Source organism: Acinetobacter sp. HA, from assembly GCF_000264725.1.
In the GTDB taxonomy this organism is placed as follows: Bacteria; Pseudomonadota; Gammaproteobacteria; order Pseudomonadales; family Moraxellaceae; genus Acinetobacter; species Acinetobacter schindleri.
The window spans coordinates 17200-40353 of record NZ_AJXD01000005.1 but is presented as its reverse complement, the minus strand read 5'-3'; the positions used below and the strand labels follow the sequence as shown (position 1 = coordinate 40353).

The window sequence follows — 23154 nt, the reverse complement described above, 5'->3', positions numbered from 1 at the left end:
AAGACTGAATCTATGAAAGGTTTTAAGCCTGAGCACGCAGCATGGATAAAGCATGGCTAATTTGCTTGAACAGTTGGTTTAACTCTTGTGAAGGCATGCGGCTTTCCTGGAGAAGTGTCAACCATTGTACCTGACAGACTTTTAAGGCATTGATATCTGGTGCCTGAGCAATATTTTGAATGTGTTGTTTGGCCAATAAGCCACAGTATTTTTTTAAACTGTCTAGCATCAAGCTGCGTATTTGTTCTTGGTTGAGTGTTATATAGGGGATGTCAGCAGGTACGTCAGGCACGTGGATCGTGGCAACTAATGTCGTAGTAATCGGCGCTTCAAGATCGGCAGATGAGGCAGGACGGGTGATTGAAGTCTGAATATTTGATTCAGGAAAGTGTGGAAATGAAGCTTTTACTGAGTTATTAGTAGGCGCTGAAGTCTGTGCTGACTCTGTACCGAATACTGCATTTGAAGTCTCTAACTCTTGTATTTCAATCAGTCCTATATCACATAATTGTTGCAGCAAATCATGTGGTGCAATACGCGCTTTAAACTGAGGTGTGAGTAAATCAAAATCTTCAGTGCCAATTAAAACCAAAAGACGTCTTTGACGTGCATTAAGCTCGACATTACGATGTTGAAGAACATGTAGACCCTTTGCAGTTTTTGAATAGCGCATCATACCTAAATGCCTTATATACAGAATTCAGGTAGATGCTAATATGAAAAAATTACACTAATATGAAGATGTTGTTAAATTTGCTTAAAATTAAAGTGTTGTAATTGCAGTATTTTCTAAAGCCTTACGCAGATAAGGATCGAGATCCTCCTGACGAAGCAGCCATTGCACATAGTCAGCAGGCAGTTCAGCAATCGCAGTGCCACGATGCTTACCAAAATTGATGGTACGTGGAATACGTGCATCTTCAGAAGCTTCATATAGTTCTTCAATACTGCTGATTTTCAGGTGATGCACAATATGCATCAGGATATTTGCGGTCAGAATAATATCCATATCGGCACGATGCGCTTTACGGATCATTTCACGGGCACGGTCACTGCCACGGGTAATCATATAAATCAGGGCAGAGATATTGTGGGCCACAGCATCTGGCCATACGCGACGAGCCAAAGCGAGCGTACAAATCGCTTTAATATTAGATGAATTTACACCGCATTTTTCTAAGGCTCGAATATCGTAATCAATATTATGACCAATAATATAAGTGGTTTCCTGTGGAAGTTCGAAACTGCTGTAATGTGGTTGTCCTTCCAGATCTGATTCCAGAATATGGTGCACGGCCATGGCTGCAAAAGAAATCGGTTCATCACAGCTATAGAGCTGATCAAACAGTCGGCTTTTATCCAAGCTGATTTTATGGTCCAGAATGTCCACAGGCGCATACGCAATTTCAATCGGCTGACCGTTTAGTGTATGGGTTTCAGTGTCGAGAATGATGGCCTGCATGACGAAAATTTGCCTGAAAAAGGTGAGGATTAAAATCTAACATTATTATTTCACTACTGACAATTGGAATGCCTGATTTTTACTTTTAATTGAAGGCTTTTTGACTGATACAGAATATTTTTAAACTGAACTAATAAATAAAGGTTTTTGTAGTTTTTGTAATTATTTCAATAGCTTAAGATTATTATGCCGAAATCAATCGAAACTTGGGCTGTATTTGTTAGATAAATAACAAAATAATCTCTTGCCATTAATACAATAAATTGGGAAATTAATCTCTAGTTTTATCATTTGATAAAACTATAAAAATCATAAGAGACAATAATTAAGACAAGGATAAGATCGATGAAACGTCATGTATTGACTGGTTCTCTACTCGCCCTAAGCGTAGCTTTAACTGCGTGTAATGATAGTGATGATGATGGTAATTATGAGTCCAAACCCGCTATTCCAGTAAATAATATTGCCAATCCAGTTGTAGCAACGCCTGTGGCTTATACCGAAACGGACCTGACTGCTGTTGCCGATGAAAGCGTGGTTATGACTTATAAGATGTTAGGTATCAATAATAACGAAACCCAGGCAACGGCACTGGTTTTCACTCCAAAAGGAACACCTCCTGCGAAAGGTTGGCCGATAGTTGCATGGGCACATGGTACGACCGGTGTGGCTGATCAGTGTGCGCCAAGTAAAAATCAGCTTAATAATGACATCACGAATATGATTACTGGTCTCCTTAAGGCTGGATACATTGTCGTTGCACCTGATTATGAAGGCTTAGGAGAGCCGAGTGGCACAGAACTTCATCCTTTCCTTAATCTTAAGAGTGAAGCCTATTCAATTACCGATGCAGTGGTAGCTGCAAAAGACTATTTAGGATCGGAAGCTTCTAATCAATGGATGGCTGTCGGACATTCTCAAGGTGGTCAAGCGGCTTTAGGTGCTGCTCAATATGCAGCACGTGCATCTCAAATGACTTATAAAGGTACGGTAGCTTTAGCACCTGCTTCTAATTTCAGTTTGATTTTGGCAGGTGGTGAGGCTCAAGCTGGACAGGAAACAAATCTGAATAAAAAAATTGAAACTTTAGCCTCTTTAGATACTTTTACTGCACTGATTGTAGCTGGATTGCGTAATCCGAACCCGAATCTGCAATATAGTCAAGTATTTCAAAATCCAACGGACGACATTGCCAAGAATGCTGAATCAGATTGTTATGAAGTATTGGGCGGAAAATTCGGTAACGAAATGGGAATTTATCTTAACGATAAAAAAACCTTAGAAGGATACCCGCGTACTCAAGCTAATTTTATGAGTATCCCAGTGGTCAAAACCTTCCTCGAAAAAGATTCTCAGCCTTTACAGGTAAAAGTGACTACACCAGTAATTATTTATCAGGGAGGGGCAGATAAGACTGTTCCAAAAGCTGCAACAGATGTTTTAGTTAGATCAGCAAATCAGAAACAAACCTCATTAGGATATATTACGAACAATTCATGGGATCACAGCAGTGTCTATACATCGAATATTCCTAATATTATTGAAGATGTAAAATCTCTAATGCCAATTCAATAACTTATTTTTATCTATATAGCTCATGTTTTTTTAAGCATGAGCTATTTTTATTGCAAACTGGATAAAGTTCCTAGTCGAAAATAGCAAAGTTCATGCTACAATACGCGCCAATCTTAGCACGGCTTAAAAGCCCTAATTTAATAGGACCTCGCTAATGTTTGCCAATATCTCTATTGCTGAATTTGATCCAGAAATCGCTCAAGCAATCTCTAACGAAGATGCTCGCCAAGAAGCGCACATCGAGTTGATCGCTTCTGAAAACTATTGCTCACCAGCAGTAATGGAAGCTCAAGGATCAAAACTCACTAACAAATATGCAGAAGGCTACCCAGGCAAACGCTACTATGGCGGTTGTGAATATGTAGATGTCATTGAACAATTGGCAATTGACCGTGCTAAAGAATTATTTGGTGCTGATTATGCTAACGTTCAGCCACATGCTGGTTCTCAGGCAAACTCTGCAGTTTATCTGGCGCTTCTTAACCCAGGCGATACAGTATTGGGTATGAGCCTGGCTCACGGTGGTCACTTGACTCACGGTGCGAAAGTAAGCTTCTCTGGTAAAACTTATAACGCGATTCAATACGGTCTAAACCCGGAAACTGGTGAGATCGATTACGAAGAAGTTGAACGTCTGGCAGTTGAACATAAACCACGTATGATCGTGGCTGGTTTCTCTGCGTACAGCCAAATTGTAGATTGGCAACGTTTCCGTGAAATCGCAGACAAAGTAGGCGCGTACCTGTTTGTTGATATGGCTCACGTGGCTGGCCTGGTTGCTGCTGGCGTTTACCCAAGCCCAGTTCAAATTGCTGACGTAACCACGACAACGACTCACAAAACACTTCGTGGTCCACGTTCAGGTTTGATCCTTGCAAAAGCAAACGAAGAAATCGAGAAAAAACTTCAATCAGCTGTATTCCCAGGTAACCAAGGTGGTCCTCTGGTTCACGCGGTTGCTGCTAAAGCGATCTGCTTCAAAGAAGCAATGGCACCTGAATATAAAGCTTACCAACAACAAGTTGTGAAGAATGCGCAAGCAATGGCTGAAGTTCTGATTGAACGCGGTTATGACGTTGTTTCTGGCGGTACAAAGAACCATCTGTTCTTGTTGTCTCTGATCAAACAAGACATTACTGGTAAAGACGCTGATGCTTGGTTAGGTGCTGCTCACATCACTGTGAACAAAAACTCTGTACCAAACGACCCACGTTCTCCATTCGTCACTTCTGGTATCCGTATTGGTACACCTGCAGTAACCACTCGTGGTTTTGGCGAAGCTGAAGTACGTGAACTTGCTGGCTGGATCGCTGACATCCTGGACAGCAAAGGCGAAGAAGCTGTGATCGCTGCGGTTAAAGAAAAAGTTGCAGCTGTATGTGCAAAATTCCCTGTATATGCTAAATAATTGTAGCTGAAGCAGAAAAAAGCTCCCGATCTGGGGGCTTTTTTTATTTTTTATTTTTTAATTCAATCAACTAAATAGCTTGTTTACTTAATAATCAATCGCGATCAACAAGCTCAAAAAATCTGCTTTCACAGCTTATGCTTTAAATTCGGAATACAGTAGAGTAATCATATTGATCTATGGCTTGTGGATGTCGATAATTAAAAATAAAGCTCTGAATATCTGCACTGATACTGGTGTTCATTTCCATACTTGAAAAATGCTTCAAAACATAATCAATCGGAAATACGATCTGCCCATGAAGCTCCAAGCCATAGTAATATTGTGAATTGGCAAACTCGGTACCTGGTATTAAAGCCACCATCTGGAGTTCTTCAAGGCTTAGCCAATGTTCAGTACAGTTCAATTCAGAACTGATAAAATAACGGATCTGGCTGGTGATCAAGAGCACAGTATTCAGCTTTTGAATGGTCTTGTTAAAGTCAGCTGTCAAAATTCCTAAATGCTTCTTAAATGCCTGAAAAAATTGATCAAGACGAAGCAGACTTTCCGGACTATTATCAAAGTTAATGGTCTTTAATGCCTGACTGACATAAAAGGTACGTTCCGAATCCGGATGATGCAGCTGAGCACGCAGACCTTGCATGAAATCCGTGCTACTGTATGTTGAAGTAGATTGTGCAAATGCCATCTTATTCTTCTTTTTATTTCGTTATTTTAGTTTTAAATATATTGCAAATATTTTTTAAATCAAGAATTTAATTTTAATCTGTTTACGAAGATTCATTGAAATGCTCGATCAGGAGAGAGTGCATGCAAAAAACCAAGCTTATTTTGTCGGAACAGGATCTGAACCGTCTGGAGACTATGCTTGAAAATCAACCCAAGCTGACTCCAACCATGCAGCAGCTAGAGGATGAACTGGCACGGGCAGAGGTAGTTAAACCTCAAGATATTCCTGCCAATATCGTTACCATGCATGCACGCGCCTTGGTCACAATTGCTAACCAGACCAAAGAAATTACGCTGGTCTATCCGCATGAGTTCAAAGGTGAGCCGGGACAGCTGAATATTGTAGCGCCTGTCGGTGCCGCGATCCTTGGGCTGGCGGAAGGGGAAACAATTGAATGGCCGCAGCCAGACGGTGAAATGATGAAAGTCAAAATAGAAAAGGTACTGTATCAGCCAGAACGTGAAGGAGACTATTTATAAAGTCGTTCTGATCTCTTACATAATTGAACAGCCCCATATCAATGGGGCTTTTTTATTTAGTTTTGGTGTTTTGTAATTTTATTAAGATAACTAAAGCTTAAATTCAACAATATCTTTAACTTATATAAAAAATTCTATGCCTTAAAGGCTTTCCTTTGCAAAATGCTACATGTTATGTTGAAGGAAACCACGTACTATAAAAATCGGTTCAACTGAGTTTAAAGGGCTATGTCACAGATAGATGTTTTGATCCCGATCCAGGATGTTGCAGCAGATCCGAGTGAGATTTTAAGCATCAAGCGTAATGAGCTTGTCCCTTTGCTCAGCGATCAGTACAGGTTGAATCATTATGCCGATCAGCTGATTCAAGCCCAGGCAGTCCTGTTAAATGGGGTTGATCCGCAACTGACCCAACAGCTCAGCCAGACCATTGAAAAAATTATTCAGGCGCTGGCAGATTCCAAAAAATATCTGAAACAGCGCAAGTTTAATGCCTTGCAAAAATGGCTAGGAATTGATCTGGATTATGGCTCCAGTCAGGTTGAGTATTATAAAAATCTGGATCGCTTGCTCGATCAGGCCAGTCATCTCAGCCGTAAACTACAGATTGAAATCCAGAAATCCCAGTCACGCTTCCAACAGCTCACAGGTTTACGTGAACAGATGGCTAAACATATTCTGGCTGCAGAAGAATTTCTGCGGGAATATCCACAGTTTGTGAAAAACCAGCATCCGCTGGATAATTTCTCAGAACGTTTATCCAAGAAAATCCATACCTTAAAAACCCTGCAAGCCAGTAATGATATTGCCATTACCCAGATGCAACTGTCCCAACAGCTTTCCTTTAGTCTGCTGGACCGGTTTAAGGAGGCGCAACAGGTGCTGATTCCTGCCTGGCAATATCATGTCAAACAAAGCAACAGTAAACACTCGACAAGTGATCTGGAAAAACTTGATAATAGTCGGGAAAATCTAATTAAAACGTTAAGAAAATCGCTCGAGAAACCCTCGAAAATATAACAAGATAAGGTGAACTATGACCAATCCTGATACTGTGAATCTGCCTGTCAAAAAAGACAATGAAATTGCTGAACAGAAATTTCAGCAAATGGACCTGAAAGAACTGGGTTTACAGCCTGAGGATTTTCAGGAAGTGCTGGCAGTGCGCAAGGAATTGCAGGAAATGAGTCATAATGCTGTTGCAGAATACGGCAAGAATATTGCCAGCAAGACTGCGACCTATACTGATGAACTGCTCAATCTGGTTCAAAACCGGGATCTGGATACAACAGGTCAGAAACTGAATCAGGTGGTTCAGGTGGCACAGCAGCTGAATGCTTCCAGTATTCTGAGCAAAAATAAAACCTCAGGTTTCTTCGGTAATCTGCTTAATAAATTCAAAGGTGCCAAACAGAATTTTGATACTCATTTTAATACCACCAAAGAACAGATTGATGTACTGGTTAAAGAAATTGAGACTTCACAATCTGGCTTGAAAGCACGTGTATCGACTTTAGATAAAATGTTCGATGGTGTGCAGGATGAATATAAGCAGCTGGGCATTCATATTGCTGCAGGGCGCATCCGTGAACATGAATTACAGCAGGATATTGCTGCATTGACAGCATTACCACAAGATCAGACCACTACCCAGAAAATTTATGACCTGAATCATCTGGCCAATAATCTGGAAAAACGTATCAGTGATTTGCAGGTATTACAGCAATCCGCGATGCAGACCTTGCCCATGATTCGCATTATTCAATCTAATAATCTGATGCTGGTCGACAAATTCTATGCGATTAAAAACATTACCTTGCCGGCCTGGAAGAACCAGATCAGCCTGGCGATTTCCCTGCATGAACAAAAGAACAGTGTCCAGCTTGCCAATAGTATTGATGATGCGACCAATGAGCTGTTACGTCGCAATGCTGACCTGCTGCATCAGAACTCTGTCGACACGGCTCGTGCCAACCAGCGTTCAGTCATTGACATAGAAACACTTGAACATGTCCAAAATACCCTTATTAATACAGTAAATGATGTGATTCAGATTCAGAAAGAAGGCATGCAGAAACGTACTGAAGCGACAGCACGTTTAAAAGCCTTGCAGGATAATCTGAATTATCTGGTCATTGAATCAAGTACGGACAGGTCAGAATAATATTGAGCACCTGTCCCCAGATTTATTAGAGGAGTCAGGTTTGCCACCATTAGATGAGTATGCTGTAAATCCTCGTGAGATTGAGCAGGGTGTCGTTGCACTGAAAAAGCGTCAGAACCGCCTGACTTTACTTAGTGTCACGACGGCCACCGTCGGTATTGCATCCTTAATTGGCCTGTTTTTGCATCAGGAACTGGTCTATGGGTTTTTCGGACTCAGTACCGAAGTGCAGCAATTGCATCTACCGGTTAGTGTCGACGCCAATTTAGCCAGTATTGGTGACAGCCCAGACTATTTCTTTAGTCTATTAAGCTGGTTTGGCTGGCTGATTCTGAAATTATTTACTTCTTTTATTGGTGCATTCTTTGTCGTGCACTTCCTGAAAAAAACCGTTATTTTTATGTTCGTTTTCAGTCCTTTGTAATGAAATTTGTGGGCTGGTTGATTGCTTTTATCCTGATCTGGGGCGGACTGAGCTACTGGCAGCACGACCTGAATGGTGATCATGATGATGCATATCAAAAGGCGGTATATTACGACAGCAATATCAATGACAGTGATATTGCCCGTTATTTAGTGGATGCGGAAGATATTAAAGCACCGGTGAAGTCCTATTTGCTTGCGCAGACCGCTTTATTGCATGAACCAGCCGATTTATCAGCCGCCCGACCGCATGTACTGCGACTAATTGAGGCGGAGAAAAGCGACAATCAGTTTGATCAATATGGTTTTAAGGCAGAGCAGCTGTGGACCATGCAACAGCAGGTATACGGCAAGGCCCTGACACCGGCAGCTGAATCGGTCAGTACCCAGGTACAACAAGCCAATCAGTTGACTGATATTGTTCAGGTAGTCATCAGTATTATATTGGCCGTATCTGTAGTGATGAGTTTGATTTTCTTTGCATTGGCCAATGCCATTAAAAAACGTTCATTGCGGATTGAACAACGCTTGAACTAAATGAATAAAGCTCCAGTCATAGAGCTTTTCTTTTTATTGTTTTCCCTCGTGGGGAGTAAAGGAAATATGGTTGTTTAATGAAATAGCTATATGCCAATGTATTGAAATCATATTAAAAATTATTTAATAATCTGAAAAAACGATCATTTGTATAAAAACAAACTGTTTTACCTGTGTTTTGATTTATCCTATTATTCTTTCATCGAATAAATTATTACTCCTTTGGAGACGTTAGCAATGTTAGATCAAAATACAGCAGCCCAATTAAAAACCCTTTTAGAACGCCTTGAAGGGCCAATCGAACTGGTAGCCACTTTAGATGCTTCAGATAAATCTGCAAAAATCAAAGAACTTGTAGAAGAAATCGCTGCACTGTCTGATTTAGTGACTGCCCGTTTTGATGGTACCAACAAACGTGCACCAAGTTTTGGTGTGGCTAAAGCCGGTGAACAGCCTCGTGTGTTCTTCGCAGGCCTGCCAATGGGTCATGAGTTCACATCGCTGATTCTGGCATTGCTGCAAACTTCGGGTTATGCACCGAAAGTATCGGATGAAGTTCTTGAGTCGATCAAAGGTTTAGGGATCAAGTCTGACTTTGATGTGTTTGTCTCTTTAAGCTGTCATAACTGTCCGGATGTGGTTCAGGCACTCAACCTGATTGCAATCTATAACCCGGGTACAACAGCTACCATGATCGATGGTGCTTTCTTCCAGGAAGAAGTGGAAGAACGTAAAATCATGGCTGTACCTATGGTATTTCAGGACAATGAACATATCGGTCAGGGTCGTATGACACTGGAAGAAATCATTGCCAAACTGGATACCAATGCCGCAGCCAAAGACGCGGAAAAACTGAATGCCAAAGATGCATTTGATGTGTTGGTGATTGGTGGTGGCCCTGCGGGGAACACCTCTGCAATCTACGCAGCACGTAAAGGCATCAAAACTGGGATCGTGGCGGAACGCATGGGCGGTCAGGTGATGGATACCATGGACATCGAAAACTACACATCAGTGCAAAAAACCCAAGGTCCAAAATTTGCTGCCGAGATGGAAGCACACGTACGTGAATACGGTGTCGACATCATGAACCTGCAACGTGTATCTGACATCAAGGGTGCAGATGAAACTGCCAACGGTCTGGTTGAAGTGACTTTAGAAAATGGTGCCAAGCTTGAATCTAAAACCGTGATTCTGTCGACTGGTGCACGCTGGAGAGAAATGAATGTTCCGGGTGAGCAGGAATACAAAACCCGTGGTGTTGCCTACTGCCCACACTGTGATGGTCCACTGTTCAAAGGCAAACGTGTTGCGGTGATTGGTGGTGGTAACTCGGGTGTAGAAGCTGCGATCGACCTTGCTGGTATTGTTGAGCATGTCACCCTGGTGGAATTTGATACCAAACTACGTGCGGATCAGGTACTTCAGGACAAACTCAACAGCTTGCCAAACACCACGGTGATTAAGAATGCGCTTTCAACAGAAGTAGTGGGTGATGGTTCACAGGTAACTGCACTGAAATATAAAGACCGTGCGACCGATGAAGAACATACGGTTGAACTTGCAGGGATCTTCGTTCAGATCGGTTTGTTACCGAATACGGATTTCCTGAAAGAAACCAAAGTTGAGTTAAGCAACCGCGGTGAGATTGTGATTAACGAGCGCAATGAAACCAATGTGAAAGGTGTATTTGCTGCGGGTGACTGCACCACAGTACCTTACAAGCAGATCATCATTGCCACAGGTGAAGGCGCGAAAGCATCACTGTCTGCATTTGACTACATCATCCGTTCGGGTCAGTAATAAAGGAAAGCACCTGGGTTCCCCAAAACCCAGGTGCTAGAACATCAATCGACTCTATTTCTTATTCCCTTTTTACAGGAACTCCGGACGCTAACACCAGAGTTTCTTTTTTTATATTTGCTTTCCTTCGTTTTAGATCAGTCAGAACCATCCCCAATTGCTTCTGACTGTTCCTTTCCTCTGCGCTGTTTTTGTTTTAATTTATTATTATGCCTTCCCCAAGGTTGTTCTTTAGATGAGCATAAAATATGCCATCTTTAAGATTTCATTAAGAGTTGAATAGATTCAGTCCCTTAAATTTCTCCATCAATTGTTCTTTGGTCTCCACATGCTCCGGATGGGGCACAATGCACTCAATTGGACACACGGATACACAGGTTTGATGATCATAGAAACCGACGCATTCCGTACAGCGATTGACATCGATTTCATAGATTTTGTCACCTTCATAAATGGCATCATTCGGACACTCCGGCAGACACATGTCGCAGTTGATGCATTTATCGGTAATCAAGAGTGCCATGCTTAGCCTGCCTGATAAGCGAGTGAAGATGCGGAAATATCTGCAGTCGATGTCGGCAGGTTGCGAATCAGCAGGGCATATTGCATATCAATATCTGCTGGAATCGGAATTTCGACGATATGCCCCGAACCTTTGGCATCTTCAATCAGATTGCCTTTACGGTCTTTGATTTCCGTCAAGGTGAAGGTAATGTTGCCTTTAGGCGTCATCAGCTCCAGTGAGTCACCGACTACAAAACGGTTTTTCACATCGATCTTGATGTAATCTCCATTTCGCTCTAATACTTCACCACAGAAAATTTGATGATCAAAACTGGAAGAACCATTTTCATAGTTTTGATATTCACTATGAACATGGCGACGCAGGAAGCCTTCGGTATAACCTCGATTTGCCAAACCTTCCAGTTGGGTCATCAGTGATGGGTCAAATGGCTTGCCAGCTAAAGCATCATCAATGGCTTTGCGGTAAATCTGTGCAGTACGTGCACAGTAGAAATAGGATTTAGTCCGACCTTCGATTTTTAGCGAATGCACACCGACTTTGGTTAATCGTTCTACATGCTGGACTGCACGCAAATCTTTTGAGTTCATGAAGTAAGTGCCATGTTCATCTTCTTCGGCAGCAAACATATCTTCATCGTTACGCTGAAGTAGGACCGGCTCGTCAAACTGATGTTGAGCTACTTTATGAGCTTCATCCATATCTTGGGAGCAGCAGCCTGAATCCAGATTTTTCACCGGTATTACATCACCGGTCACATCTTCTTTGGCATCCAGAACTTTGTATTCCCAGCGGCAAGCATTGGTGCAGGCACCTTGGTTGGCATCACGTTTATTCATGTAGCCAGACAACATGCAACGTCCGGAGTAGGCCATGCACAGCGCGCCATGCACGAAGACTTCAATCTCCATATCTGGTACTTGCTGTTTGATTTCTGCAATTTCTTCAATGGATAGTTCACGTGACAGAATCACACGAGTAAGCCCCATGTTTTTCCAGAACTTTACCGTTGCCCAGTTCACGGCATTGGCTTGGACAGACAGGTGAATGTCCATATGCGGGAAATGTTCACGCACCAGCATGATCAGGCCCGGATCGGACATGATCAGTGCATCTGGCTGCATCGCCACCACAGGTTCTAGGTCACGGATAAAGTTTTTCAACTTGGAGTTATGTGGCTGGATATTCACCACCACATAGAATTTTTTGCCAAGATCATGTGCTTCTTTGATGCCTATAGCCAGATTGTCATGGTCAAATTCATTGTTACGAACACGCAGGCTATAACGCGGCTGGCCGGCATAGACTGCATCTGCACCATAGGCAAAAGCATAACGCATATTTTTCAGTGAGCCAGCAGGTGAGAGAAGTTCAGTAACAGGGATGATACTCATGACGAAATCGAAAGACATATAAAAAGTACGGCTTTTATTTTATTCATTTAAAAACAAGATTCAACCAAGTAAATCACTCGGAAATCATGGTTTTTGTTGATATTTTCAACATTATCAAATAAGTAAAACTGAAATAAATATACAGACTATTGATCTTCGATTTCAGACCGTTCCAGGGTTTTCAGGATTTGACAATGGTCAACCGTAGTCGGCGTATTACAGCTATTTCTTAGCTCGGTAAGCTGAGTTTTAAAAGCTGCTAATTCTTTCATTTTATTGGTGATATCCTGTAGATGCTGGTCAATAATATTGTTGACTGCTGTACAGTTCTGCTCGGGATTTTGCTCCAGTTCGATTAAGGTCTCGATTTCCTTTAAGGACATATCCAGATCACGACAACGCTTGATAAAAATCAGTCTTTTAAGCGCTTCATCATCAAAATAACGATATTGATTATTTGCTCGAAAATTCGGCGTGATGAATCCTTTTTTCTCATAAAAACGCACCGTGTCAGTAGTTAAATGTGACTTTTTGGCGATTTCTGAAATTAGATACAAAGACATATACACCTCGGGCTTGACCTTGGAGTTACTCCATAGTTTCTAATCAATGTATCGTATTTCGTATAAAAATACATCGGAGAAGAATATGGCCTGTAGCTGTAGTCATGAACCGGCACCCATCAAGCCAAACAGCAAGTTTAGAATGGCTTTATGGATTGCCTTATGGATTAACCTCAGTATGTTTCTGGTAGAGCTGGTCGGGGGAGCCTATGCTCATTCTTCAGCTTTATGGGCCGACTCGCTAGATTTCTTTGGGGATGCAGTGAATTATGGGATTTCACTGGCTGTATTAGGCGCAAGCCTGTACTGGCGAGCCACTGTAGCCTTAATTAAAGGCCTGACTATGGCAGCCTTTGGTCTGGTGGTGATGGCTAAAGTCATCTATGCCTATCTGCTCGGTATTTCTCCTGAAGCCATCACGATGAGTATCATCGGCGCAATTGCTTTACTGGCCAATGTGATCACGGCTGTGATTCTTTATGCTTTCCGTGATGGAGACTCAAACATGAAGTCTGTGTGGCTGTGTAGCCGAAATGATGCAATTGGCAACGTAGCAGTTATTTTTGCGGCCATTGGTGTATTTGGAACCGGTAGTCTATGGCCCGATATGATTGTGGCGGTGATTATGGCCAGTCTGGGACTAACTGCAGGATATCAGGTGGTGAAGCAGGCATTACAAGAACGTCGTACAACTGCATGATAAAAATTAATGCTAAATAAAAAAACCGGGCAATTTGCCCGGTTTTTTAGATTCAAGGAATCTTATTTTTCAACGAACGCACGTTCAATTACATAATCGCCTAGAACACCCATACGTGGAGATTCTTTCAGACCATGTTGGTCAAGAAGCGCAGCAACGTCATCAAGGAAGGCTGGGCTACCGCATAACATCGCGCGGTCAGTTTCAGGGTTAAAACGTGGCAGGCCGATTTTTTCAAACAGTTCACCAGTTTCAATTGCAGTCGTTACACGGCCTTGATTTGGATATTCTTCACGAGTTACCGTCGGGTAATATACCAATTTTTCTTTAGCGCCCAATTCTGAGAAGAACTCATGATTTGGAATTTCGTTCAGAATCAGATCTTGATAAGCCAGTTCTGAAATGAAACGTGTACCATGAACCACGATAATTTTCTCAAAACGTTCATAAGTTTCAGGATCACGAATAGTTGACAGGAAAGGTGCAAGACCAGTACCTGAAGATAACAAGTACAGATTCTTACCAGGATTCAGGTCATCCAGAACCAGTGTACCTGTCGGTTTTTTAGAAACCAGGATTTCATCGCCAACTTTTACTTTTTGCAAAATAGAAGTCAGTGGACCATCTGGAACTTTAATCGAGAAGAATTCCAGTTCTTCTTCATAGTTTGCACTTGCAATTGAATATGCACGCATTAAAGGCTTACCATTGACCTCAAGGCCGATCATCACAAACTGACCGTTTTTAAAACGTAATGCAGTATCACGAGTCGTTTTAAAAGAGAATAATGTGTCATTCCAATGGTGGACGTGAGTAATCTTTTCGACGTTAAAAGCAGCCATTAAAGGTCTCAATAAGTTATCAAATTAGAACAGGTTGCTATTCTAAACCAAATTCATTCTCGATAAACTGAATATATTTAATTGAGCTTATCAAAAAAAGTGATTATGACTGAACTGACTATACCTGTAATCGGTATAATGAAATCTCCCTATAAAGAGAAATTTGGTATTCCACGTCAGCCTAATCTGGTGGAAGTGGAATCCTATATTGAAATGCAGGGGCCTTATAATGATCTGCTGGCTTTTGAGGGGATTGAGGAGTTTAGTCATTTATGGCTGCTCTGGCAGTTCCATGACAATAAAAATCAGGAAAACAGCAAGTTCCGTCCACAGGTACGCCCACCACGTTTAGGTGGGAACCAGAAAATAGGGGTGTTCGCGACACGTAGTATGTATCGTCCTTCGCCGATTGGTCTATCCGTGGTCAAGCTGAAAGAAGTGAAAAAAGTTGGCAAAACAGTCCGTGTTTATGTGACGGGCAGTGATCTTTTAGATGGTACTCCGATTGTCGATATTAAACCTTATATTCATTATTCCGACGCTGTGACAGAAGCGCAAAGCGGTTATGCTCAGGAGGAGCCGGTACGCAAATATGTGGTCTGGTCAAAACAGGCAGAGCTGGAAAGAGAGCAGTTAGTCCAAACGAAAGGCCTTTCGGAACAGATCATTCGAGAACTAGCTGAGGTTTTATCTCTTGATCCACGTCCAGCCTATCAGGAGGATCCGGAGCGAATTTATGGTATGCGCTTTGCAGATTTCAATATCAAATTTATTGTAAATGAAACTTCTGTTCTGATTATAGGGATTGAGTGATGGCTAAAGGACTAGGGTACTTATACTTTCTGCTCAAATCATTCTAAAGTTTTAGCGTCCACCACAAAATTCCGATCAAAACTGCCATATGTAGAAGCTGTACAGGTACAAAATACATCGCATATTTGAATCCGCCTGACAGGCCGGAATTTACAGATTTTGCTAAAGCATGGGCTGCAAGGCCTATGAGCAGGGCCTGAATCAGCCGGGTATTGCTCGGGTCACCCTGAATGACCACGCTGGCCATGGCTGCATGAATCTCGAATAGGGAAGCGAGCAGGGTACCTGCCAGCAAACCGGCATCGCCGAGTAAGAGTTCCAGCCCATAAATCGCAGCCTGAATCAGCGTCAAGGTGACTGCAATGATGACCGCCTCTTTCAGGCTAAACATCCGGCTATCTTCTTCTTTTCCACAATTTTCTGGCGATTTGGCTTTACGCAGCAATAGAAATGCACAGGCAGCCAGAATGGCCATTGCCACTAGGGAAGGAAGCAAAATAATTTTAAGCCAGCTAAAAGATACGCCTCCGACCACAATGAACAGCAGTACTAAAGTCGAGATACAGGACATCAGGGCGGCACCCGCATTAGATCGGGCATCCATCTCACCTTTACGAACCTGTAGGCCCAATTGGGCTACTGTGGCTGTGCTGGAAACAAAACCAGATGCAATGGAAGAAAGCATCAGGGCATTTTTTGTAGAAAGTAAGCGTTTGGCAATATGCGCTAGCGCCTGTACCACCAAAATTAAAGTTAAGAGTTTCAGAATCAGGTAGGGATTAAGCACCTTGCCCCATAGCGGTGTATCGGGTGTCAAAGGTAAACCAATCAAGACCAATGCCAGTAACAGTAAACCATCCCGGAATTCAGCTTCAGTAATCCATTTTCCAGCAATGTTATGCATGGAATGTTTGGCCATCAGAATGACTGTAATGAGTACTGCAAGTCCGGCAGCCAGCGGAATATTCCACAGACAGATTGCCCCAATAAAATAGGCCATTACAAAAGCAAGTTCGGTGGTAATTCCAGGATCATCCGGCTGATTTCGGATAGAGGAAATGACCATGCCACCAATAATCAGTGCGCCCACCAAGCCAGTGATTATTCCGAATAAAAAACAGATAGCTCCCAATAGGGCGCAGATAGCAAAAGAACGTAAGCCTGCAAAGCTTGGCTGTTGCTCCCGCTGTTTATGCCGTTCTCGTTCCAGGCCTATCAATAAGCCACAGCCCAATGCTGAAGTCAGGATAGTGAGCAGTTCCTGAAAGGAGCTGTCATTCATGGGCACTGCGCTAAAATCCATATCCGGCCTCAGCTATGAATAAGTAATTATTTTCAAAGGTATCTCTAAAATATAGGCCATAAGCTAGAGGATGAACAAGAGAGAAATGTGAGAGATAAGATAGGGTGAAAAGATTGGTAACGCTAAAGATTGGCACCAGCTAGCAGAAACAGCCAGAAGACACAGCAGGAGAATGCGAAAAATAGCAAAAACTTGTTATAGTGAAGGCATGTTTAGGGGCCTATAACAATGAAATTTGACTTTGAAATTGATACCGCGTGGTGTCTGGAGCAACTTTTTAAAGACGGTAAGATCAGTGATAGAGACCGTATGCTGGTACAGACGACGCATCGTCAGCGTGAACAGCTGAAATGGCATCCTTTACAGTGGATTGCCAATTTTAATCTGGTCGACCACTCTCATCCCCAAAGTACACTTACCCTAAACCGTTTATGTCAGTGGCTGTCAGAAAAAACAAATCTGCCATTTTATATTATTGATCCTTTAAAAGCCGATGTTCAGGCACTTACCGCAGTAATGTCGCAGGAATACGCACTCCGTAACCGTATTCTCGCCGTTGAAATCCAGCCAGACAAAATCCTGATTGCTACCGATCAGCCTTATAAAATGGAATGGGTGTCGAATCTACAGCAGAATGTTAGCCCGCGCCGTATTGAACGGGTGCTACTGAATCCGGAACAGTTGCAACGATATATTGTCGAATATTATCAGGTTAGTCGTGCTGTCAGTGGATCACAAAAATCCTCGGCTTATGACCGTGAAAATAAGGGTGTAGAAGCACTTTTACAGCTCGGTGATTCGCAAAATCCAGATGCCAATGACCAGCATATTGTTAAACTGGTGGACTGGGTATTGCAGTTTGCCTTTGAACAGGGTGCCAGTGATATTCATATGGAACCACGCAAAGATACAGGGAAAATCCGTTTCCGTATTGATGGCGTGCTGCATACCATTTATAAAATGCCAGCCAATACGCTTACTGCAGTGATTTCACGTATTAAAATTCTGGGCCGGATGAATGTGGCAGAAAAGCGCAAGCCGCAGGATGGCCGTCTAAAAACCCGTACGCCTAAAGGGCAGGAAACGGAACTGCGTTTATCGACCTTACCCACCGCTTTTGGTGAAAAACTGGTAATGCGTATTTTCGATCCGGAGGTATTGGTACGCAGCTTCCAGCAACTGGGTTTTGAAGGGCATTTGCTGAATGAATGGAACACGCTGACCAGTCATAGTCATGGCATCATTCTGGTGACTGGACCTACAGGCTCGGGTAAAACGACTACGCTGTATTCAACTTTAAAGCAGCTGGCGACCGAAGAGGTCAATGTCTGTACCATTGAAGATCCGATCGAGATGCTGGAGCCAAGCTTTAACCAGATGCAGGTGAATACCGGAATTGATCTGGGTTTTGCCGATGGTGTACGGGCATTAATGCGTCAGGATCCAGATATCATCATGGTCGGTGAGATTCGTGATCAGGATACTGCCAATATGGCAATTCAGGCTGCCTTGACAGGTCACCTGGTTTTATCCACGTTACATACCAATGACGCACCGTCGAGTTTAACCCGTCTGCATGATCTGGGTGTACAACCGTTCCTGACTGCTGCAACGATTCTCGGTGTATTGGCTCAGCGTCTGGTGCGTAAGTTGTGTCCACACTGCAAAGCAGAAGGCTTTATGGATGAGCAGGAATGGCAGCATTTAGCAGCAGATTATCCATTGGCCCGTCCAGAATTTGTGTTCCGTCCAGTAGGTTGTGAGGAGTGTCGTCATACGGGTTATAAAGGGCGTATAGGGATCTATGAGTTTATGCCACTGAGTTTGGCAACCAAACAGCTGATTGGCGCAGATGCCAACTTGAACCATTTACGTGCTCAGGCGAAAAAAGAAGGTGTAGAGCCACTTAGAATTGCGGGCGCACGAAAAGTCATTGAAGGTGTCACCACGCTAGAGGAAGTACTACGTGTAGTGCCACTGAATTAATTTTTAAAACCTATTTTTGAAAATAAAGTTTTCTTAAGATTCAATTCATCTTCAGCTGTTTTAATAGCTTCATCGAAACAAGACAGCCTAAAAGGTACTGAATATGAAAAATATGACCAAAGCATTTGTAGCAGTGGCACTTATTGGCTCTGCAACAACTGTGACTATGGCAGAAAGTACAGTAAACCAAAGCGCTTTTGCCAAAACCGTAACTGTAAAACAAGCACTCACCATGAAAGATGACAGCAAGGTACAAATCAAAGGTCATGTGGTGAAATCAGTAGGCGACGAAAAATATCAGTTCCGTGACAACACAGGCAGCATCAATGTCGAAATTGATGATGAGTTATGGCAAGGCAAACCGATTTCTGCCAAAACATCAGTAACCATTATTGGTGAAGTAGATATCGATTACAAACCCACGAAACGTGTTGAAATCGATGTTGATGAAGTGCGTTTCAATTAAGGCATTGGCGATAGCCGAATGACCTGACTAGAGAAAACCACATGCAATATTACAAAAAGCATGTGGTTTTTTTGTTTAAAATTCATGATTATATGTTGAAAATAAGAGAGAATTCAGCATGCGTATTCTTTTGGCAGAAGATGATACCTCACAGGCAGAAAGTATTCAGACCTGGCTGGAAATGGATGGCTATGTAATTGACTGGGTTGAGCGTGGGGACCATGCCATTCTGGCGCTTGAACAGCATCAGTATGACTGTGTTTTACTGGATCGTGGTTTACCGCGAGCCAGTGGGGATCAGATTCTGACGACGCTACGTAAACTGCAGAAAGATACGCCAGTTATTTTTATTACTGCTCGAGACAGTATTGATGACCGGGTAGAAGGACTTGATTTAGGTGCCAATGATTATCTGGTCAAACCTTTTAGCCTGGAAGAATTGTCTGCACGAATTCGTGCCCAGATCCGCTTGCAGCAAAAAAATCTGAGCCATGTGCTGACCTGGGAAGACTTGCAGCTGGATGTACAGGCCAAAACTCTGACTAAAGCAGGTGAAGTGGTGAACTTAACGGCCAAAGAATTTCAGATTTTGCATAAATTGATGCAAAAGCCAGAGCATGTAGTGACCCGGGAACAGCTGGAAGAATCTCTCTATGCCTGGGGGGATGAAATTGAGAGTAATGCCATCGAGGTTTTTATTTATCAACTGCGCAAGAAAATTGGCAGTCAGATGATCAAGACCATACGTGGGCTGGGTTATCGTATGCATAAAGCTGAAGGGTAGATCAATCATGGCTCAGATGATTTCACTGCAACACAAGCTGATCAAGAGCGCCATGTATAGTTCCATTCTGGCGGGCTGTCTGGCCTGGTTGTTATTACTGGGCATTTCTGGCTATCAGTCTATGCAGATTCATGATGAACTGATGGAAGATATTGCGGAACTGTTACTTGGCGATGTGACTCAGTCCCAAGGTCACAATGTGGATGATATCAGTGAAGAGTTTGAGATACAGTATCGACTTTGGCTGGATCAAGATCAGCTAACCACTTCCGAAAAGAATAATCTGTTGCAACATCAGTTACGTCATCAATCAGGGCTGCACTTTCAGTTTGAAAATGGACAGTTATTACGAACGTTGGTAGCTGAAGATGATGGACTCAAAGTTCAGGTCATACAGCCAGTATCCATACGCTTTGAACAGATCTGGAATAGTATTTTGGGTTTTGGTTTGATTCTTCTGCTCTTATGGTTAGTGCAATGGTTGTTACTACATCTATTGATTAAGCATCAGTTAAAGCCGCTTAACCGGATTTCACAGGATATTGCCTCCAAATCCGCCCAGGATCTAAGTCCGGTTCAATCGCCCGAACCGCAAATTGCTGAGCTACAACCGATTGTCAGTCAGTTAAACCGGATGCTGGCTCGGGTAGAGCAGTCCCTAAGTGCAGAACAGCGCTTTACTGCGGATGCTTCGCATGAACTACGCTCACCCTTATCAGCGATTCAAATGCGCCTGCAGGTGTTAAAACGCAAATATCAGACTCATGAGACATTGTCTCAGGATCTGGCGCAGATTCAAAAAGATGTCAGTCGCGGTACTCAGGTTCTGGAAAACCTCTTGCTGCTGGCTCGACTGGACCCTGAACAAAATCATAACCTGCCACAACAAAAGTTAGATTTGCCTGAGCTTATTCAGGATGCTTTAAAAACACTCACGCCGTTCATAGAAGAGAAACAGCTGGACCTAAAACTTGAGCTAAATCATGCTGATATTTCAGGGAATGCCGAACTCATTTTCAATTGCGTGCGAAACCTGATCGACAATGCCATCAAATATACGCCGTCTGCGGGTACAATTCTGATCCAGTGCCAGCATCAGGCGGATAAAACAGAAGTGGTGATTGAAAATTCAGGAGAGGGAATTTCTGAGGAAACTTTACAGCGACTGGGTGAGCGTTTTTATCGCGCTTTGGGCACTAAAACGCAAGGATCAGGCCTGGGATTATCTATCTGCCAGAAAATCATGCAATTGCATCATGGTGATATTCAATTTATGGCTTCTGATCTTGGCGGGTTAAAAGTCGTATTGCGCTTTTAGATATAGAATCAGGAAGCAGACCAAATAAGAAAAAAGCAGTACGTGCTGATTCATACTGCTGATGACCACGTTTATTATTGTGTGAGTTATTTTATTTATTTAGTGAGAATGAGACGATTATTTCGGGTCAAGCGTAGGCGGTATTCTTCACCGGCATGCATGATGCGAATTTCACGTCCGAGAGCAAACAGGTTATTTGAATGCAGCATTGGTAATGCATGATGAGCGTCATTGTTACGTGTAAACAGGCTAAAAGGTGCGTTCATTCCATAGACTCCGTGGTATGTGCTTGGATTGATTTAAATGATAATCATTATCGAATAGGGCTGTCAACGCCTAAATTTTTCAATTCCTAAAAAATCCGCTATCACTTACAATTTGTAATATTTCCAGCCAGTTTATCTTCGTATGTCTAAAGCAAATATTCATGTCGCGATTGCCTTGTTATTTCACCAAAATCAGGTTCTGGTTGGCTGGCGGGAAGCGAAACAGCATCAGGGAAATAAACATGAATTCCCTGGCGGCAAAGTAGAAGAAGGTGAAACACCGCTGCAATCCTGCCGTCGTGAGATCCAGGAAGAAGTCGGTATTGATATCGAGCTTTGGCATCCTTTCGATTTTATTCGTCATGAATATGAAGATGTGATTGTGCATCTGCATTTATTTCATGCCAGTGTAGCTGAAGCACAGTTAGCCCAGATTCAGCAACCCTGGAAGTGGTATAGCCGCGAGCAGTTACAGCAGCTGAATTTTCCGAAAGCCAATGCGGTGATTTTAAAAAAACTGTTATGGCCACAGATGATTAAAATCAGCAATGATCTGGCAGATCTGCATCAGCTCGACAAAGCGCAAATGCTGTATTGGCGAGTTGACGCCAACGCAGAACAGGCCGAGAAATTGGCAACCCTGCCGTTAGAAAAATTATCCCAATTGATTATTAATCATGACTTATATCTGCTGCTGGATGAACAACAGCAACAGAGTATTCAGACTTTACATCTTAAACAGGCACAGCTGAATCAACTAAGTACCAGTGATCTGGTTATAGGGAAACGCTATATTGTGGCGTGTCATGATCATGCGTCTACACAACGGGCAGAACAGCTGGGCTGTGAAGCAATTTTTCTGAGTCCTGTGCTTCCAACAGCGACTCATACAGAAGTAGAGCCACTGGGATGGATTGCCTTTGAGAAGATTGCCAAACAGATTCAGATTCCTGTGTATGCACTTGGTGGAATGAACAAAGAAGATTTGAGTCTGGCTCAATCCCATCATGCCTACGGGATCGCAGGCATTCGTGGGATATAAGTAAGTTAATTACTAAAAGTAATTATAGCTTAAAGAGCGCTTAATGCCTTCTGTGCTTTTTGAATGGTTTGTGGATTTTTTTGCAGCTGACCAGCTTTAAGAATCACCTGCCAGAGCTGCTTTTTCATGGCATTGCTTTGGGCATAGCTAAGGCCGCGCTGCGCAAACGCTTGTGCATTGGCGGGTTTATTCTTGCGGTTCGCCAGCATCCCTAAATACAGATAGGTTTCAGGAGATTGCGGTGCCAGTCGCTGTGCCTGGGTGACATAGGCTTCAGCCTGATCAAACTTTTGTGCTTTATACGCTGTTTGAGTCTGCTGCATCAATTTCTTGAAAGCAGGTAACTGACGGCCATCATCAAACTGCTGTGGTTCAGGTTTCTGCTGTGGCACGACCACTTTTTGACGTTTGATTTCAGGATGATCATAAGGCGTAATCACTACACCATCAGATTTCTGCACCCGTGGCTTTTCAGGTGCAGGCTTGGCTGGAGCAGATGGTTCCTGCTGTATGGACTGACAGCCGACTAAAGCAACTAAAATTGAACCAATCAGGATTTTTTGAAACATA

General features: G+C 42.8%; 23 protein-coding genes and 1 pseudogene. 14 read left to right on the top strand and 10 right to left on the bottom strand.

Translation table 11 applies throughout. The annotated features are described in order from the left end of the window. Positions 1-22: 22 nt before the first annotated feature. Complete coding sequence (locus tag HADU_RS01410) at positions 23-676, bottom strand: hypothetical protein (protein WP_008302596.1); 654 nt, start codon at positions 674-676, stop codon at positions 23-25. 87 nt (positions 677-763) lie between these two features. After that, positions 764-1462 (bottom strand): DUF3820 family protein, encoded by a 699-nt coding sequence (locus HADU_RS01405; RefSeq protein ID WP_008302595.1) that lies wholly within the window; start codon positions 1460-1462, stop codon positions 764-766. Between the two features lie 345 nt (positions 1463-1807). Here HADU_RS01405 and HADU_RS01400 point away from each other — a divergent pair, with 345 nt between their 5' ends. Together HADU_RS01400 and glyA are read left to right on the top strand one after the other, a co-directional pair. Further along, positions 1808-3037, top strand: a complete 1230-nt coding sequence (locus HADU_RS01400; RefSeq protein ID WP_008302594.1) for an alpha/beta hydrolase — start codon at positions 1808-1810, stop codon at positions 3035-3037. Between the two features lie 154 nt (positions 3038-3191). Next, positions 3192-4445, top strand: coding sequence for a serine hydroxymethyltransferase (gene glyA / locus HADU_RS01395; protein ID WP_004815326.1), 1254 nt, complete (start codon positions 3192-3194; stop codon positions 4443-4445). Positions 4446-4587: 142 nt separating this feature from the next. On the opposite strand, the gene HADU_RS01390 is transcribed toward glyA, so the two are convergent. Beyond that, the gene (locus HADU_RS01390; protein ID WP_008302591.1) at positions 4588-5136 is read right to left on the bottom strand and encodes a hypothetical protein; all 549 of its coding nucleotides are present in this window, start codon (positions 5134-5136) and stop codon (positions 4588-4590) included. A 122-nt stretch (positions 5137-5258) separates the two neighbouring features. Between HADU_RS01390 and rnk the strand changes: the two genes are divergently transcribed. From rnk to ahpF, 5 genes and pseudogenes are all read left to right on the top strand, one after another. Then, positions 5259-5657 (top strand): nucleoside diphosphate kinase regulator, encoded by a 399-nt coding sequence (rnk, locus tag HADU_RS01385; protein WP_004892459.1) that lies wholly within the window; start codon positions 5259-5261, stop codon positions 5655-5657. A 228-nt stretch (positions 5658-5885) separates the two neighbouring features. Further along, complete coding sequence (locus HADU_RS01380; protein ID WP_008302589.1) at positions 5886-6677, top strand: hypothetical protein; 792 nt, start codon at positions 5886-5888, stop codon at positions 6675-6677. 16 nt (positions 6678-6693) lie between these two features. Then, positions 6694-7821, top strand: a complete 1128-nt coding sequence (locus tag HADU_RS01375) for a toxic anion resistance protein (RefSeq protein WP_008302588.1) — start codon at positions 6694-6696, stop codon at positions 7819-7821. 40 nt (positions 7822-7861) lie between these two features. Further along, a pseudogene (locus HADU_RS01370) lies at positions 7862-8781 on the top strand (hypothetical protein). 237 nt (positions 8782-9018) lie between these two features. Beyond that, positions 9019-10584: an alkyl hydroperoxide reductase subunit F gene (ahpF, locus tag HADU_RS01365; protein ID WP_004815516.1), complete on the top strand. Its 1566-nt coding sequence runs from the start codon at positions 9019-9021 to the stop codon at positions 10582-10584. A 268-nt stretch (positions 10585-10852) separates the two neighbouring features. On the opposite strand, the gene HADU_RS01360 is transcribed toward ahpF, so the two are convergent. From HADU_RS01360 to HADU_RS01350, 3 genes are all read right to left on the bottom strand, one after another. After that, positions 10853-11107, bottom strand: coding sequence for a YfhL family 4Fe-4S dicluster ferredoxin (locus tag HADU_RS01360; RefSeq protein ID WP_004815339.1), 255 nt, complete (start codon positions 11105-11107; stop codon positions 10853-10855). Between the two features lie 2 nt (positions 11108-11109). Further along, positions 11110-12519 carry a tRNA 5-hydroxyuridine modification protein YegQ gene (gene yegQ / locus HADU_RS01355; RefSeq protein ID WP_004815341.1) on the bottom strand — a complete coding sequence of 470 codons (1410 nt, stop codon included), beginning with the start codon at positions 12517-12519 and terminating at the stop codon, positions 11110-11112. Positions 12520-12647: 128 nt separating this feature from the next. Further along, a complete protein-coding gene (locus tag HADU_RS01350) occupies positions 12648-13064 on the bottom strand; it encodes a Cd(II)/Pb(II)-responsive transcriptional regulator (protein ID WP_004815344.1) in 417 nt (138 codons plus the stop codon). Positions 13065-13149: 85 nt separating this feature from the next. Between HADU_RS01350 and HADU_RS01345 the strand changes: the two genes are divergently transcribed. Beyond that, on the top strand, positions 13150-13764 hold the full coding sequence (locus HADU_RS01345) for a cation transporter (protein ID WP_004815345.1): 615 nt from the start codon (positions 13150-13152) through the stop codon (positions 13762-13764). Positions 13765-13826: 62 nt separating this feature from the next. On the opposite strand, the gene HADU_RS01340 is transcribed toward HADU_RS01345, so the two are convergent. Then, entirely contained in the window at positions 13827-14606 is a 780-nt protein-coding gene (locus HADU_RS01340) for a ferredoxin--NADP reductase (protein WP_004815348.1), read from the bottom strand. Positions 14607-14711: 105 nt separating this feature from the next. Here HADU_RS01340 and tsaA point away from each other — a divergent pair, with 105 nt between their 5' ends. After that, positions 14712-15419, top strand: coding sequence for a tRNA (N6-threonylcarbamoyladenosine(37)-N6)-methyltransferase TrmO (tsaA, locus tag HADU_RS01335; protein WP_034592031.1), 708 nt, complete (start codon positions 14712-14714; stop codon positions 15417-15419). A gap of 43 nt (positions 15420-15462) precedes the next feature. Here the strand turns inward: tsaA and HADU_RS01330 are convergent, their stop codons facing one another. Further along, positions 15463-16722, bottom strand: a complete 1260-nt coding sequence (locus HADU_RS01330; protein ID WP_034592023.1) for an MgtC/SapB family protein — start codon at positions 16720-16722, stop codon at positions 15463-15465. Between the two features lie 228 nt (positions 16723-16950). On the opposite strand from HADU_RS01330, the gene HADU_RS01325 reads away from it, so the two are divergent. The 4 genes from HADU_RS01325 (at position 16951) to HADU_RS01310 (ending at position 21276) form a co-directional block, all read left to right on the top strand. Then, the gene (locus HADU_RS01325; RefSeq protein ID WP_008302570.1) at positions 16951-18708 is read left to right on the top strand and encodes a GspE/PulE family protein; all 1758 of its coding nucleotides are present in this window, start codon (positions 16951-16953) and stop codon (positions 18706-18708) included. Between the two features lie 103 nt (positions 18709-18811). Next, positions 18812-19174 (top strand): NirD/YgiW/YdeI family stress tolerance protein, encoded by a 363-nt coding sequence (locus HADU_RS01320; protein WP_008302569.1) that lies wholly within the window; start codon positions 18812-18814, stop codon positions 19172-19174. A gap of 118 nt (positions 19175-19292) precedes the next feature. Beyond that, positions 19293-19958 carry a response regulator transcription factor gene (locus tag HADU_RS01315; protein WP_004815358.1) on the top strand — a complete coding sequence of 222 codons (666 nt, stop codon included), beginning with the start codon at positions 19293-19295 and terminating at the stop codon, positions 19956-19958. 7 nt (positions 19959-19965) lie between these two features. Next, the gene (locus tag HADU_RS01310) at positions 19966-21276 is read left to right on the top strand and encodes a sensor histidine kinase (RefSeq protein ID WP_004815359.1); all 1311 of its coding nucleotides are present in this window, start codon (positions 19966-19968) and stop codon (positions 21274-21276) included. Positions 21277-21371: 95 nt separating this feature from the next. Here HADU_RS01310 and hemP read toward each other — a convergent pair whose 3' ends face one another. After that, positions 21372-21542 (bottom strand): hemin uptake protein HemP, encoded by a 171-nt coding sequence (gene hemP, locus HADU_RS01305; protein ID WP_004815360.1) that lies wholly within the window; start codon positions 21540-21542, stop codon positions 21372-21374. 142 nt (positions 21543-21684) lie between these two features. On the opposite strand from hemP, the gene HADU_RS01300 reads away from it, so the two are divergent. After that, complete coding sequence (locus tag HADU_RS01300; protein WP_004815361.1) at positions 21685-22584, top strand: NUDIX domain-containing protein; 900 nt, start codon at positions 21685-21687, stop codon at positions 22582-22584. A 29-nt stretch (positions 22585-22613) separates the two neighbouring features. Here HADU_RS01300 and HADU_RS01295 read toward each other — a convergent pair whose 3' ends face one another. Continuing rightward, on the bottom strand, positions 22614-23153 hold the full coding sequence (locus tag HADU_RS01295) for a tetratricopeptide repeat protein (protein ID WP_004815362.1): 540 nt from the start codon (positions 23151-23153) through the stop codon (positions 22614-22616). Position 23154 lies beyond the last annotated feature (1 nt).

What these genes read in the sequence shown, in the direction of transcription:
- HADU_RS01410 (WP_008302596.1), bottom strand. Translation starts at nt 676, where the DNA reads ATGATGCGCTATTCAAAAACTGCAAAGGGTCTACATGTTCTTCAACAT.
- HADU_RS01405 (WP_008302595.1), bottom strand. Translation starts at nt 1,462, where the DNA reads ATGCAGGCCATCATTCTCGACACTGAAACCCATACACTAAACGGTCAG.
- HADU_RS01400 (WP_008302594.1), top strand. Translation starts at nt 1,808, where the DNA reads ATGAAACGTCATGTATTGACTGGTTCTCTACTCGCCCTAAGCGTAGCT.
- glyA (WP_004815326.1), top strand. Translation starts at nt 3,192, where the DNA reads ATGTTTGCCAATATCTCTATTGCTGAATTTGATCCAGAAATCGCTCAA.
- HADU_RS01390 (WP_008302591.1), bottom strand. Translation starts at nt 5,136, where the DNA reads ATGGCATTTGCACAATCTACTTCAACATACAGTAGCACGGATTTCATG.
- rnk (WP_004892459.1), top strand. Translation starts at nt 5,259, where the DNA reads ATGCAAAAAACCAAGCTTATTTTGTCGGAACAGGATCTGAACCGTCTG.
- HADU_RS01380 (WP_008302589.1), top strand. Translation starts at nt 5,886, where the DNA reads ATGTCACAGATAGATGTTTTGATCCCGATCCAGGATGTTGCAGCAGAT.
- HADU_RS01375 (WP_008302588.1), top strand. Translation starts at nt 6,694, where the DNA reads ATGACCAATCCTGATACTGTGAATCTGCCTGTCAAAAAAGACAATGAA.
- ahpF (WP_004815516.1), top strand. Translation starts at nt 9,019, where the DNA reads ATGTTAGATCAAAATACAGCAGCCCAATTAAAAACCCTTTTAGAACGC.
- HADU_RS01360 (WP_004815339.1), bottom strand. Translation starts at nt 11,107, where the DNA reads ATGGCACTCTTGATTACCGATAAATGCATCAACTGCGACATGTGTCTG.
- yegQ (WP_004815341.1), bottom strand. Translation starts at nt 12,519, where the DNA reads ATGTCTTTCGATTTCGTCATGAGTATCATCCCTGTTACTGAACTTCTC.
- HADU_RS01350 (WP_004815344.1), bottom strand. Translation starts at nt 13,064, where the DNA reads ATGTCTTTGTATCTAATTTCAGAAATCGCCAAAAAGTCACATTTAACT.
- HADU_RS01345 (WP_004815345.1), top strand. Translation starts at nt 13,150, where the DNA reads ATGGCCTGTAGCTGTAGTCATGAACCGGCACCCATCAAGCCAAACAGC.
- HADU_RS01340 (WP_004815348.1), bottom strand. Translation starts at nt 14,606, where the DNA reads ATGGCTGCTTTTAACGTCGAAAAGATTACTCACGTCCACCATTGGAAT.
- tsaA (WP_034592031.1), top strand. Translation starts at nt 14,712, where the DNA reads ATGACTGAACTGACTATACCTGTAATCGGTATAATGAAATCTCCCTAT.
- HADU_RS01330 (WP_034592023.1), bottom strand. Translation starts at nt 16,722, where the DNA reads ATGGATTTTAGCGCAGTGCCCATGAATGACAGCTCCTTTCAGGAACTG.
- HADU_RS01325 (WP_008302570.1), top strand. Translation starts at nt 16,951, where the DNA reads ATGAAATTTGACTTTGAAATTGATACCGCGTGGTGTCTGGAGCAACTT.
- HADU_RS01320 (WP_008302569.1), top strand. Translation starts at nt 18,812, where the DNA reads ATGAAAAATATGACCAAAGCATTTGTAGCAGTGGCACTTATTGGCTCT.
- HADU_RS01315 (WP_004815358.1), top strand. Translation starts at nt 19,293, where the DNA reads ATGCGTATTCTTTTGGCAGAAGATGATACCTCACAGGCAGAAAGTATT.
- HADU_RS01310 (WP_004815359.1), top strand. Translation starts at nt 19,966, where the DNA reads ATGGCTCAGATGATTTCACTGCAACACAAGCTGATCAAGAGCGCCATG.
- hemP (WP_004815360.1), bottom strand. Translation starts at nt 21,542, where the DNA reads ATGAACGCACCTTTTAGCCTGTTTACACGTAACAATGACGCTCATCAT.
- HADU_RS01300 (WP_004815361.1), top strand. Translation starts at nt 21,685, where the DNA reads ATGTCTAAAGCAAATATTCATGTCGCGATTGCCTTGTTATTTCACCAA.
- HADU_RS01295 (WP_004815362.1), bottom strand. Translation starts at nt 23,153, where the DNA reads ATGTTTCAAAAAATCCTGATTGGTTCAATTTTAGTTGCTTTAGTCGGC.